The sequence below is a fragment of the Paenibacillus sabinae T27 genome, from assembly GCF_000612505.1.
GTDB classification, from domain to species: Bacteria; Bacillota; Bacilli; order Paenibacillales; family Paenibacillaceae; genus Paenibacillus_AQ; species Paenibacillus_AQ sabinae.
Genome location: NZ_CP004078.1, coordinates 2,028,169 through 2,041,133, shown reverse-complemented (window position 1 = coordinate 2,041,133; position 12,965 = coordinate 2,028,169). Strand labels below are relative to the sequence as shown.

Here is a 12,965-nt window from a genome sequence, read left to right as displayed (position 1 = left end):
CTCTTTAAAGTCGTCAGTATATTTTCCCGCACCAATCAAGGGACTTAGCCGGAAACGCACAGCGATAACGCCCCAACGATAATTCATGTGCCGGGAGGGAAATAATAAAAGGAAAACTCTTGAAGGAGGTGCGCTCCGTGGACAACCGGGAGATCCTTGCGCATACAAATCATCGGCCATACCCGCTACCCAAAGGATCGTGGGCAATGAAGCAGGGCTGGAATCATCTGCTGTTCGCACACTGGCCGGCGGTTGAACGGGAACTGCAGCCATACGTGCCGGGCGGTCTCGAGCTAGATAAATGGCAGGGCACGCCGTGGGTCAGCATGTCTCCTTTTCTTGTGAAACCGCTAAGGCTGAGGGGTATTCCTCCCCTTCCTTTGGCCAGCCGCTTTCTGGAGCTGAATGTACGAACCTACGTTATCCGGAACGGCAAACCGGGTGTTCTTTTTCTTGGCCTGGAAGCCTCCAGCCGGCCGGTTGTCCTGGCGGCGCGCCGGATCGGACACTTGCCGTATCATTATGCCGATATGAAGGCTAGATTTTCCGAATCCGGAGTCACTTTTACAAGCTCAAGACGTAAGGGATCGCAGCAAGCGGTGTTTAGCGCCGAATATCAAGCGGCCGAAGGGCCTCTGTTTCATGCCCGGATTGGCACCCTTCTCTATTGGCTGACCGAGCGCTACTGCCTGTATACTTCAGACCTGAAGGGACGGCTGTTTGAAATGGATATCCATCACCTTCCTTGGCCGTTACAGGAAGCTTCTATTCATCTGAAGGCCAACACGCTGGCCGAAGCCTATGGAATATCCCTGGACTCCGCTCCTTCGGCCGTCACCTATACAGATCGTCTGGACGCGCTGATTTGGCCGATGAAAGAGGTCTGACCGGACCTCCCGATTCGGGAGAGTCCGGTCAAAGGCGATTTTTATGAGCCGGAAACGGGCAAGAGAACGCTCCGTCCTATAACCTCTTTAGCGTTTCAATATTCAGCTTGTCCATATGAAGTAACGCGTTCATCACTCTAACCGCTTTTTCTAAAAGATCGAGGTATAGAAATTTATCTCTTCCCCGGCCTTGCCGTCAAACCACAGAAAAGGGAATCTCGGGCACCGCGTTCTGCTCCTTATCCTCTGATTATAAACATTGAAAAGGTCAAGAACAACGGAAAGCCGCCGAAAACATCAGGAACTCTTACGCTAGAGCTACAGCTTGAAATGCAGGACCGTCTGACGAAGCTTGGCCGACATTTCATGCAGCATGGAGGTATGCGCCGAATTCTGCTCCATGCAGGCAAGCTGCTGCTCGGTGGCGGCTCCCACACTTTCCGTACTCTCCGCCACAGTCTTCGTCATCTCCGATATCCGGTCCATCGTATAGACGATTTTCTCGGAGTGCCCGGATAAATGATGCAGCGCTTCGGTTACCTCGTGAATTTCACCCGTAGTATCATTGGTCAGACTCTTGATCCTCTCGAACAATTCACTGACGGAACTGGTGGTCTGTACGCCTTGCGCCACCTCGTCATTCATTTCCCTGACCGACAGGCCAACCTGCCGCGTATCGCTCTGTATCGCCTGAACCAGCGCTCGGACTTTTTCCGCCGAAGCGTTGGTTTCATTGGCCAGCTTGCGGATTTCTGTCGTTACGACCGCAAATCCCCTTCCCTGCTCGCCGGCCCGTGCAGCTTCAATTGCCGCATTTAACGACAGAAGATTGGTCTGCACCCCGATTGAGGAAATGACGTTGTTCATTACTTCGATTTCGGCGGAGCGCTTCTCAAGGGATTCCATCGTCCGCTCGATATCCTCCATCCGCTCCCGGATCGTGTTCATCTGGCTAACCGCACCGGCAAGCCCCGATTCACCCAATACAGCCATATCCTGCGCTTGTCTGGCGACATCCATCGCGGCTTGGCTGTTCCGATCGATATTTCGGATATCGGCATCGACGGCCATAACCGCTTCCTGCCCTTGCTTCGTCGCCTCCACCCGGCTGCCGCTTGTAGTGGCCAAATCGCTCATCACGGCAGCCATATGCTCCGCCGCCCGGCTCGTCTCTTCCGTACCTGCCGCCACCTCTGCGGATATCGTGATTAGCTGCTCGGTGCTCTCGTTAATTTCCTTGACAATGACTCTCAGGTTGTCTTGCATCCGGCCAAAGGCTTCTGCCAGCACGCCTAATTCATCCTTCTGCTTCAGAACGAGAGGCTCCCCTCCCAAATTCCCTTCGGAAATGGATCGCACCGCCGAGGACAGCTGCCGGATCGGCCGGGATATCAGACGGGCCATGTACAAGCCGATTCCGACCGCAAGAACGAAGACGGCAATTCCGATCGCCATAGTGATTCGAATCGCCTCAGCATTCGTCCGATCCAGAGCCGCCTTGACCGCCAGCATTTCCCGGTTTTGTTCATCCGAGAGCTGCTGGGCATAGTGAACGATAGAGTCACCCATCAGCATCAGATCAGTCTTGGCCTCCAAAAAAGTGCCTTCCAAAGATTCCTTCGGCAGCGCGAACAGCGTCTCGGCCTTCTCGCTGTAATACCGGTTCATGCTTTTCATCAGATCAATCATCTTGCGACTCTCCGGCTGCTCCGCAAGCAGGGGAGACATCTCATCCAGAAGCTGCTCCGTTCGGCTGTTGTCGGTCTGCAGCTTCATATGATAGAACGTATCCTGATTCAGCAAATACGACTGCAGATTGCTGTTTTGCGATATGGCATAGAATTTCAGGTTGTCCGCCTGTTCCTTCACCTTCACATGCTGTTCCAGAACCTTCGCCATGGTCCTCTGCACCTTTCGCATGGACTGGATGTAGCTCACACCCGCACAACCGGAAATGATGGCGACTATCAAAAATCCGGCCAATAATTTATGTGCAATAGATAAACGCAATGACGCTCCCTCCTCTCCTAATTTTTCCATTTGGCAATATACTGGTCCGTTTGATTTGCAGTGACCAGCTCATATGGGACGTATGTATTTTTGGAGAAGCTTAAGCCCTTTGCGGCTTTGAGCGCGACCTTTACTGCCTGCTTACCCTGTTCAGCCGCATTCTGAAAGACAGTGACATCAATGCTGCCCATCTTCATCAGTTCCAGAGCCTGCATCGTGCCGTCGACTCCCGCAAACCGTATATTCTTCTCTTTGCCCTCCAACCGCGCGGCGAGAATCGCTCCGATCGCCATTTCGTCATTAGTCGCCACGACAGCGTCAATCGGTTGGCCGGCCTTCAGCCAGTCCGACATGAGCAGCAGCGCCTGATACCGGTCATGCGAAGCGCTTCCTTCATGCACCAGCTTCAGTCCCGGGTGCCGGGCAATGACACTCTTGATATCATCGGCCCGCTTCTCTCCTTGTCCCCCGTCGATCAGCGCAATATTCCCCTGTCCCCCCAGCAATTTGGCGATCTCGCTCATCTCCAGAATTCCGGCGGCATCGGGGGGCGATTCTGCAGAAGGCGGCTGATCGGAGCCGACGTATGCCGTCGCCTTCTCCACCCCTTCATAAGCGCGGCAAAGGACAATGGCCGGAATTCCGGCGTCCTGAATCCGTTTTGACAGCTTGACCGATTGCTCCGCGTTCAGCGGAATAAACACGATGGCGTTTACCCCCGCCGCAAGCAGCTCCTCCACCTGTTCGGCTTGGAGTTTCGCATCTTCGCCGGAATATTTGATTTCAAGCGACGTTCCCGGCTCGGCCTGAGCCTCCCGCTTCATGTTCTGCGCCAGATAGGTAAGATACCGGTCAGTCTCATCTAGTAGAACGGCTCCGATTGTCACCTCGCCTTGCTTTCCCGAGTCAGCGGCCGCCTTTGCTCTCTGTTCGACGGCCCCGCCTTCGCTGCCGCTTGCTTCGGCCGAAGCAGACTCGGCCGCTTGCTGCGCTTTCGGCGGGACGCTTCCGGATGAGCATGACACTGTCCACCCCAGCATTCCCGTCACGCATAGCATATACAGGAAGCGGACAGATTTTCTCTTTGTTTTCATCAGCTTAACCCCCTAAATAGACAGACCCTGAGTCCAAGAGCCTGAGTAACTGGTACACATGCAGGCCATTGTCCAGGGACAGCAGGCCAATCCTTTCATGCATCCATGCGTTGCGTGAGTTCGTACCAGTTTTCGTGATTATCGACATAATCCCTGTCTTTTGTTATACATTCCCGTAAATAATTCACGTGGGATAGCATTATCCCCGCCCCCCGCTTTTCGTTATCATCGCGCATACAAAAAGCCGTTAAACACACGACAGCTCCATGTGTTTAACGGCCCCAATGAAAGCCTCTTCCTATCCGATTATCTGCCGTCCAGCAGATTACCCAGTCCGCCGAGGATGCTGCCCTCTTCCTTGCGTCCCGTGCCGCGGGCTGCGGACAGAATACGGTCGGCCATCCGGTTGAACGGCAGCGACTGAACCCAAATCTTGCCCGGTCCGCGCAGCGTAGCGAAGAACAGGCCTTCGCCGCCGAACAGGGCCGTCTTGATGCCCTTGACCATCTCGATATCGTAGTCCACCGACGAGGTCATGGCGACAAGACAACCCGTGTCCAGCCGGATCACTTCTCCGGGCTGGAGCGTTCTCTCCATGACGTAGCCGCCGGAATGGACGAAGGCCAGGCCGTCGCCTTCCAGCTTCTGCATAATGAATCCTTCGCCGCCGAAGAATCCGGCACCAAGCCGGCGCTGAAATTCAATCCCGACGGATACACCCTTCGCGGCGCAGAGAAAGGCGTCCTTTTGACAGATGATTTTCCCGTTGTATTGCAGAAGGTCGAGCGGGATAATTTTCCCCGGATACGGAGCGGCGAATGTGACGGATTTCCGCCCGTAGCCTCCGGCGTGCGTGAATACGGTCATGAACAGACTTTCGCCGGTCAGCACTCTTTTGCCTGCGCCCATCAGCTTGCCCATCAGTCCGCCGCCTTGATTCGAACCGCTGCCGTCTCCGAAGATCGTCTCCATACGGATTTCCGGGTCCATCATCATGAAGCTGCCCGCTTCCGCAATGACGCTCTCGCCAGGATCAAGCTGAACCTCCACGCACTGCATTTCTTCACCCATAATGACATAATCGATTTCATGAGCTGCCATAATTCCAATTCCTCCTAAAGGTTAGTTCAAGACCTCTTCCTCTTTCGGCCGTTTGAGCGTTAATACGTCCGGCAAGCCGGAGCGGTTTCACCGGAACCCGAAATTAACCTTATGCGAATCGGCGCATTCCGATTCCTCTTGGCTGCTTCAACAGATGGGGTGCCTGTCCAAGCCCTTGTATAGTCCATCAGAAAGATGTTGTCGCGTTAAGAACATCCTGATCTTTACATCGCTAAACCGTATAGCCATAAAAAATGCAGACCCAGGTCTACATCGGGGCCAGAGTCTGCATAAATTATGAATCGTGGATTTGCCCCTTTTGATGATATGGTTCTCCGCGCTATCTGTAACGGCAAGTTTTGAAAAATGGCCATCCCTCAGGAATGACCATTCACATATTATCTGGTTGCTGTATGCTCAATGTTAAGCAAAATTAACTACCAATACGACTAAACAATCATATCACCTATTCCAATTCTTTTTATGTCGGACTTTATACTGTATATTGGCTTGAACTTCGAGTAATGTTCTGCCCATACCAATATATGTTCACTGGTGACAAATTGGTCCAAAGCTCCTGGTATTTCAAGATGTTGAAGTCCTTTAGGTAACGAAGAAAATAACGCATCCTCTACATTAATATAAGAATAGGATTGTAAACCTCTTGCGTAGAAGATGGGAGGTTCAAGTTCGATATATTCCGTCAACTTCATGTCATTATGTTGTTTTACTAGTATCGCTAATACACCCTCGATTTGTTCAACTGCTTTTGTAACACAAGGTTCCATGATGATACCTTCAAGAAGTTCAATCAACTCATTGGCTAAAGGACTGGTCTGTGCCAGTTCCTTCGAAATCCATTTGTAAGTACCAGGTCGATAACTTTTGTTATAGAGAAAAACCAATTGGATTGCTTTCTCTACCATTCTGTTTATGATTAATCTAGCTGATAATGACTCTCCTCTAATATCTGTGAGCCTTGCCACATAGAGATGACGAAATGAGCTCCATGCATATTTCAATTTATACCGCCATACATCTTCAGGTAGATAAGAAAGAGTCTTTCGTACTTCAGTTATTTCGCCTACAGGATCCGTAAAAATCTTTCCTCTTGTCCACTCTATCAATTTTTGTTCAGGAATTACTAACCAATCGTAAATGGAGAGCTGAGAAGTATGCAATCCCAATTGGATTCGCATATGCCGAGAAACACTAGTAATTGCAATATGATGTATATTGCTTTTTCCATTATACGGTACAAGCACCTCATTGAATTCATCTACGGAAAAACGAGAGGGATATCCCTTGAATAAAATTGGAACTTCTTCGTCAAATGCTTGATTTAGGGATGTAGCGTACTCATCATAGTCCGAGTCAAGCAACCAAATGTAGCATCTCGCTCCCCATTCATGATCTCTTGATAAATCATCATCATAACCTAAGACATCTGAGCCATAACCAATTAATCCAGCAGCATGTTTTTCCAACAGTTGTGGGAAACGACAGGCTATTATTGGCCTTACGATCTCCCAATAAAACTCCTCACTTAAGTCTAAACCCTTCATTGGCTAACTCCATCCCATGTAGCTGTGCGCACCCACATTATTTTTACCGGTACCCTAATGTTAACATTTGACCTAAAAATTACTAGACTATTCTTTTGGGTTCTGTTATCATTTAGATTGAAGTCTTGGTGAAATATCGCAGTCCCATATTTACTTGAGAAGCCGGAAAATTTTCTGGGCTTTTTTCATTTATACATAAAAGAAGCGCATTAAATCTCCCCCCAATATAACTCTGTTTCATATGTATAAGGTACTTTACCGTTTTTCTCATATCGATTAAATAACTTTTTTAATTCGTCCATCATAGGTCCGTAGTTAGGGTGTTCAGGCATAGGAGTATAGGAGGAAGACATTACTCTTCCACGTAGACCCTCAAAATCAAATAATTGTTCTATTTTAAAAACGGACTTCTCCATCGTATTTTCTTTATAGAATAATTGCAGTTTATCTTCAGAAATGTTTTTGTGATTCACTTCAGAATAATCAATACCATAGTTAAGCAATAAATGTTCTATCCCTTCTAAAAAAGGGGTTCCTTTTGTTTGACGTGTATTCCAAACTAAAATAACCTTACCATGTTCTTTTAGAATTCGTTTAAATTCTATTTTTGTAACCGTACGATCGAACCAGTGGAACGCCTGTGCACAAACTATAAAGTCTACGGAATTGTCACGTAAACATGTTGATTCTGCTGAACCTGCCACAGCACGAAAGTTGGATTCATGTCCAAGTATTTGTTCAGAAGCTTTTCGCATTTCCTGATCTGGTTCGACTGCAATAACATTAGTACCTCTTTCAACTAGTAATTTAGATAATTTTCCTGTTCCTGCCCCAATATCAGCTACGGTCGAATTCTCATCAAGTTTGACAATATCATATAAATAATCTATTGCATCACTAGGATATGTCGGACGATATTTCACATAATCTTTAACTCTGTTTGAAAATGATTGATTTATGTCCATCACCATACTCCTCCATTTGTCTGAGCCTATACTTATAAGACGAAAAAAGTTTACCTGTTGTTCCATACTGGATGTGAACGAAAACCAACAAGAGACGTACGAGCTGGTCGAGGCCGAAGACCGCCTAATCCGGCAGCTCAAAACCTGCGAACTGGCCCCTTCCGCCAAAACGGAGAGGGGGCTTTTGCTTTCCGCAAGCAAAAGTCCCCTCCAGATACCGCATCATCCTGTAGACCAAAAAGCTCTCAGAAGCCCCTTTTAGCAGACTTTTCTGCCGAATCTGGCCCATCCCAAACCCATTCCAAGCAAGGCGCCCTCCCAACCCTGCTGCGGGATTTCCCAAAAAAACTTACCGTTACTTGTGGTACGGTTCACCGCGCCAACAGCCCGCAGGCTGTTCTCTTTCACTGTCTACATTAGAAGCAGGTGAACGAGCTAATCCGATTCAAATCAATGCCGAAGTACGCCCAGAAGAAACCGAACCATCTGAACCCAGCAATAGAATTACGCCCGACGAATACCGGGTAGAACCAAAATTGCTCGCCGTTGTTCAGCCAAATGTATGTGTTGCGGAACAGGCAGCGTCTGATCCCGCCGGGGTCGATGGCAAATGTGGTGGCCGGCATTTGCGGTACGAATTGCGGTGGAGGAGCCGTCGGCGCTTGAACGCCTCCCGGTGCACCCCCCGGAAGTCCCGGAGTCCCGGGAAATCCACCTGGAAACCCCGGTCCTCCCGGCACGCCAGGTCCGCCCGGAAACCCTGGAAGTCCTTGGCCGGGTCCCGGCGTTGGAAAAAATCCCATATGTGATCGCTCCTTTCAATGTATAGGCATAATCATCATATGCATTCGCGGAAAGGGCGCTTGGGCGGATGCCAAGAAAAAATCCCCGCCCAGCCGAAGCTGAACGGTAATGAAATTAAGCCGCCTTTTTATCAATATCACTTATAAAGCAAATTCCATAAAGGAATCGTCTTCTGTAGATATATTGAGATTCGCGGATGAAAGAAGGAGCATGTCCTCAGGTGCGCTCACCAAGAAATTCGTGTTTGTAAATCGCATGAATTCTTTCCAAAACGTTCAGCGCTTGATCTTTAAATTTTAAATCTGCAACCTTACCTTTCAGCAAAAACACGCCGGTCTCATTACGGTGTTCCCCGAGGGCCCCCTCATACAACTGGTTCGCGCCGTGGGTAGGCGGAGAGAAAAACAGCTTCATTAGCAAATTAACCATTATGGGCAGTCCGGATTTTTCTCCTTTTCTTAGCGTATTATTGCCGCCGGGGTCAACGCTGCGGATCTTAATGCCTTCCTTGGCAAGCTGCGATGCGATAGCCTGAGTCCACAGCGAAAGCGCCAGCTTTGAAGTGGCATAAGGACCGAGCAGTTTGCGGAAGGTTTTGGGGCGTTCCAGGGTTTCGATATTAAACTCTTTCACATAGTTTAGTGCTGAAGATGAGGTATTGACCACCGTTTTTAAGCTGCCGTTTTTTAAGAGTTCCTTCAATTCCATCAGAATGATATACGGAACGACCGTCATCAGTTCATAATGTTTCTCACGCCTTTGTTTCGAATAACTTAGCTCGGGAAAGCTCGCGCCGGCATTGTTGAACAAGATGTCGATCCGCCGCTCCTTTCCTTTGATCTCTTCCAAAGTACGTCTCAAGCTGGCATAATCGGCGAGATCCGTTATTTTATAAATGCGAAGCCATCCACTATTGATAGCTTTTTGGATTCTCATATCATCCGCAGGAAAGTCGGAACGGTTCAAAGCAACCACCTGCCATTCCTCCGAAAGCAACTTCCGTGTTAATTCCAACCCGATCCCGTTGCTTGCGCCTGTAATCAGTGCGATATTTTCACGTTGGTTCGTGTTCATTGTACGTCTCCTCCTGATGTCGGGATATTTCCCCCTGATAGCGCACATTCTATAACTTGGAGTCGACTCCAAGTCAAGGCACGTAAACAAAGTTTTTGTCCTAAGGATAAGAGACTTGACTTGGAGCCAGCACCAAGATGTATAATGCACAAAAAAAGCAATCTCCGGGAGGGAACAGGATGATGGCAGAGCAAACCTTTACAATAAAGCAAACCGCCGAGCAAACCGGAATTTCCGAGGATGCGATCCGTTATTACGAAAAGATCGCGCTGCTACGCCGGGCGGACCGGAAGGACAACGGGCACCGCATCTACCGGCAGGAGGACATCAATACGATCCGGCTGATGTCCTGCCTGAAAAAAACGGGGATGCCGCTGGAGAAAATGCGGCCGTTTTTGGCGGTCTCCGCCGACACCGATCCCGCGGAATATCCCGAGCTGGTGGAGCACATAAGGAGCCACCGGGAAAATATCGTCAGCCAAATCGCCTCGCTGCAGCAGGTCGTCGATTTTATCGACATGAAGCTGGAGGAGGGAAGATACCGCCGGGATTGCTCAGATGAAAGCCAGGACGGCGTGTCGGAGAAACTGAGAGGGGAACCGAAATCAAAGCCCGTCTCACCTGTTGAGATGAGTTATTTTTCTGTATCAGCCAAAACGGGAAAGTCACCGGCTTCCGTAAAATAAGCTCGAAACATCATAAGAGAGAAAGTGCAGGAGACTTTGGCGGCCTTTAAGAAATATCTATGCAGTATCAACGTTCAGTTCGATTTTCTGCTTTACCACTATTTGTGGTACGGTTCACCGCGATGTCTGTAACGGCAAGTTTTAAGGCCATCCTTTGCAGGATGGCCTTCCGTAATCCAGCTATGGTCGGTGCCCCATTATTTCACTTTCTAGTACTATAACCTTTTCACCGGCCGCAGCACCGCATAACCATACCCCTCTGGAAAATGCCGCTGGTAATCTTGCTTGATCAATTCATCCCACTGATACCCCAGACTTTTAGGGTCGAAGGACCACGCCACGTCTTCAACCATTCCCATAACGGCACCATTATCCTTCAGGTAATTGAACGGCGGGTGGAAAAAGACCAGATACTCCGACTCTGGAATATCCCTGCATTCCATTCCTGCCGGAATCGGTCCGTCGTACTCCGTTGAAACTGGGATGCCATACAAATATCCCTTTTGTCCGCTCTGGTAAAACCATCCTGCGGTCTGTCCCAGCTGTCCGGGAAGTGTGTTGTTTGACATACTCTCCAACGTGCCGCTGACCTCGTCACAAGAGTGCCCGTTTCCCCAGAAGTCCCCATAGTTTGTTACGGAAATGTCCCAGATCCCGATAAATTTGTGCGTTGGTATGAACTCGACTTTGATCTCCGCCGATTGCAAATGTACCTTGCTCATCTTATCACGCTCCTTGATCAAATAATGATAAGGCGAGAATACCTCCTGACGAATAGCCAACGGAATAGGTCGGGGAGCTTTTTGGTAGGCTGCGGGGGAGAGCTGAAAAGCCTTGTTGAAAGCTCGTGTAAACGCCTCTTGTGATGAGAATCCATACTTTACGGCAATATCCAGAACGCGCTGGTCCGTGTCGCGGAGCTCCAAGGCGGCACGGCTGATTCTTCGGGTCCAGACGTAATCCCGTAATGTCATTCCGGTCAGTTGGTTGAACTGCTTGGAACAATAAAAGGGGGAATACCCTAACTGCTCCGACATCTTCAATAGAGATGAACTCTCCGTTATATTGGTCTCCACCCAATCCACCATAAGTTGGACCATTTCATTCCATTCGTACATGGAAGTCCTCCCTCCTTTCCCTTCGATCATATCACCGGCGATCTTCGCATACTTGATTCGAGTTGCACAATTAAAACTTGCCCTTATTTATGATACGGTTCACCTTATCATAAAACAACAAACGCCCGGATACCCGGGCGCCTTGGTGAATACGATCTATATTTTTTGCTCAAGCTTGTCATCCGCCGTTTGTATCGGCCACACGCCGACGAATTCATCCTCGTTATAGTCCAGGAAAGACTGCAAAATCTCTTCGCGGTCATCAAGAAACAGCTGATCTGCCACTCCGGTCACAAGCTTGGGAACCGCGTTCTTCGTCCCCGAAATCGCAGAAGCCGACAGGCCGCAGCTGGCCAGAGCCGAATAGTTGAAGATAAAGAGCCCATGGAGCAGCGGCTCTCCCGCTGCGTCACGACTCGTGAGCGCAAAGCCGGGGCTAAGATAAGGATGCGCGTCAAGCAGCGGATTGGCCGCTTCCTCCGGAGCTTTGTACACATCGGACCAGCGGGCAATGTGGCTCTCGATCAGCCGAAACTCCGGACGCAGGCTCGGATCGCTGAGCAGGCCGGTGCTGACAATGAGATAATCGAAGGTAAACTTGCCTTTAGGTGTGGTCACGACGACTCCCTCGCCGTCCGTCTCTACATCAAGCCATGGTGAGCCGAGATGCAGCTGAAATCCGGGCCATGATGCCGCGCGTTCGAACGTATCGTTGGTCGGCGGCTGATTGAACTTGAAGAAATGGGAGATCACCGCATATTTATCGGCATCCGACAGTACATGATATCGTTCAATCATCCCCGAGGACTCCATCTGGCGGATCGGATTGACAGTTGGCAGCTTCTCCCGGCGGACAAAGACATGGGCTTCGGCCACGCCGCTCGACAAGGCGAAATTGGCATTATCGAAGGCGGAAGCCCCGCCGCCGAGAATCCCGATTTTCTTGCCTTTAAGGCTCTCGAAATCGATCATCTCCGAAGTATGGGCGTACAGATGTCCTGGCAGCTTATCGGCAATCATCGGAGGCACATGCCACTCGCCGCCTCCCTGAATGCCGGTGGCCAGTACGACCTTTCGCGCCAGCAGGTGCGCCGCAGGCGCTCCCGCTCCTTCAATATGCAAGCGATGGACCCCGCCACCAGCAGGCTCGATCAGCTTCAGCTTCACATCGTTGATAACCGGCAGACCCAGAATCTGCCGGTACCAGCGCAGATAGTTCATCCAATCGCCCCGCGGAATCTTAACGACCTCTTCCCAGCCCTCCGGTCCGAACTGCGCTTCCCACCAGGAGCGGAAGGTCAGGGAAGGGATGCCAAGGTCGACAGAAGTTAAATGCTTGGGCGTGCGCAGCGTCACCATTCGCGCATAGGTTTCCCACGGTCCTTCCAGTCCTTCGGGGTTCTCATCAATAACCAGAATATTCGATACCCGTTCACGCAGCAGGCCGAAAGCTGCAGCCAGGCCGCTTTGGCCTCCTCCGACAATGACGACGTCATAGACATGCCCTTCGGAGTGCTCCTTCGGCTGCACCCAATCCGCGCCTCCGAAGGCAAGGTAGGAAAGATCGGTTTTCACTCGTTCGTTCAAAGCTTCCAGACTCATGCTTCCTCATACCTTTCAGTGGCGTTTAAATCAGCATATGTGCTATTACTCCAATTATA

At 50.1% G+C, this 12,965-nt stretch carries 11 protein-coding genes; 2 read left to right on the top strand and 9 right to left on the bottom strand.

Features of this window, described 5'->3' with window-relative positions; translation table 11 throughout:
* The first annotated feature begins 137 nt into the window (after window positions 1-137).
* Window positions 138-887: a YqjF family protein gene (locus tag PSAB_RS09340; protein ID WP_051529752.1), complete on the top strand. Its 750-nt coding sequence runs from the start codon at window positions 138-140 to the stop codon at window positions 885-887.
* Between the two features lie 318 nt (window positions 888-1,205).
* Here the strand turns inward: PSAB_RS09340 and PSAB_RS09335 are convergent, their stop codons facing one another.
* The 7 genes from PSAB_RS09335 to PSAB_RS09305 form a co-directional block, all read right to left on the bottom strand.
* Complete coding sequence (locus tag PSAB_RS09335; protein WP_025334315.1) at window positions 1,206-2,897, bottom strand: HAMP domain-containing methyl-accepting chemotaxis protein; 1,692 nt, start codon at window positions 2,895-2,897, stop codon at window positions 1,206-1,208.
* 17 nt (window positions 2,898-2,914) lie between these two features.
* Window positions 2,915-3,991, bottom strand: a complete 1,077-nt coding sequence (locus PSAB_RS09330; protein ID WP_025334314.1) for a substrate-binding domain-containing protein — start codon at window positions 3,989-3,991, stop codon at window positions 2,915-2,917.
* 306 nt (window positions 3,992-4,297) lie between these two features.
* On the bottom strand, window positions 4,298-5,092 hold the full coding sequence (locus tag PSAB_RS09325) for a TIGR00266 family protein (RefSeq protein ID WP_025334313.1): 795 nt from the start codon (window positions 5,090-5,092) through the stop codon (window positions 4,298-4,300).
* A gap of 449 nt (window positions 5,093-5,541) precedes the next feature.
* A complete protein-coding gene (locus PSAB_RS09320; protein ID WP_025334312.1) occupies window positions 5,542-6,657 on the bottom strand; it encodes a DUF4037 domain-containing protein in 1,116 nt (371 codons plus the stop codon).
* A 209-nt stretch (window positions 6,658-6,866) separates the two neighbouring features.
* On the bottom strand, window positions 6,867-7,622 hold the full coding sequence (locus tag PSAB_RS09315) for a class I SAM-dependent methyltransferase (protein WP_025334311.1): 756 nt from the start codon (window positions 7,620-7,622) through the stop codon (window positions 6,867-6,869).
* Window positions 7,623-8,038: 416 nt separating this feature from the next.
* Window positions 8,039-8,425 carry a hypothetical protein gene (locus PSAB_RS09310; protein WP_025334310.1) on the bottom strand — a complete coding sequence of 129 codons (387 nt, stop codon included), beginning with the start codon at window positions 8,423-8,425 and terminating at the stop codon, window positions 8,039-8,041.
* 217 nt (window positions 8,426-8,642) lie between these two features.
* Window positions 8,643-9,500: an SDR family NAD(P)-dependent oxidoreductase gene (locus PSAB_RS09305; protein WP_025334309.1), complete on the bottom strand. Its 858-nt coding sequence runs from the start codon at window positions 9,498-9,500 to the stop codon at window positions 8,643-8,645.
* A gap of 179 nt (window positions 9,501-9,679) precedes the next feature.
* On the opposite strand from PSAB_RS09305, the gene PSAB_RS09300 reads away from it, so the two are divergent.
* Window positions 9,680-10,186 (top strand): MerR family transcriptional regulator, encoded by a 507-nt coding sequence (locus PSAB_RS09300; RefSeq protein ID WP_025334308.1) that lies wholly within the window; start codon window positions 9,680-9,682, stop codon window positions 10,184-10,186.
* 215 nt (window positions 10,187-10,401) lie between these two features.
* Here the strand turns inward: PSAB_RS09300 and PSAB_RS09295 are convergent, their stop codons facing one another.
* On the bottom strand, window positions 10,402-11,304 hold the full coding sequence (locus PSAB_RS09295; protein ID WP_025334307.1) for a helix-turn-helix domain-containing protein: 903 nt from the start codon (window positions 11,302-11,304) through the stop codon (window positions 10,402-10,404).
* A 156-nt stretch (window positions 11,305-11,460) separates the two neighbouring features.
* Window positions 11,461-12,906, bottom strand: a complete 1,446-nt coding sequence (locus tag PSAB_RS09290; RefSeq protein ID WP_025334306.1) for an FAD/NAD(P)-binding protein — start codon at window positions 12,904-12,906, stop codon at window positions 11,461-11,463.
* Between the last annotated feature and the right edge of the window lie 59 nt (window positions 12,907-12,965).

Coding starts and splice junctions, on each gene's coding strand:
- PSAB_RS09330 (WP_025334314.1), bottom strand. CDS start 3,991: ATGAAAACAAAGAGAAAATCTGTCCGCTTCCTGTATATGCTATGCGTG.
- PSAB_RS09325 (WP_025334313.1), bottom strand. CDS start 5,092: ATGGCAGCTCATGAAATCGATTATGTCATTATGGGTGAAGAAATGCAG.
- PSAB_RS09320 (WP_025334312.1), bottom strand. CDS start 6,657: ATGAAGGGTTTAGACTTAAGTGAGGAGTTTTATTGGGAGATCGTAAGG.
- PSAB_RS09315 (WP_025334311.1), bottom strand. CDS start 7,622: ATGGACATAAATCAATCATTTTCAAACAGAGTTAAAGATTATGTGAAA.
- PSAB_RS09310 (WP_025334310.1), bottom strand. CDS start 8,425: ATGGGATTTTTTCCAACGCCGGGACCCGGCCAAGGACTTCCAGGGTTT.
- PSAB_RS09305 (WP_025334309.1), bottom strand. CDS start 9,500: ATGAACACGAACCAACGTGAAAATATCGCACTGATTACAGGCGCAAGC.
- PSAB_RS09300 (WP_025334308.1), top strand. CDS start 9,680: ATGATGGCAGAGCAAACCTTTACAATAAAGCAAACCGCCGAGCAAACC.
- PSAB_RS09295 (WP_025334307.1), bottom strand. CDS start 11,304: ATGTACGAATGGAATGAAATGGTCCAACTTATGGTGGATTGGGTGGAG.
- PSAB_RS09290 (WP_025334306.1), bottom strand. CDS start 12,906: ATGAGTCTGGAAGCTTTGAACGAACGAGTGAAAACCGATCTTTCCTAC.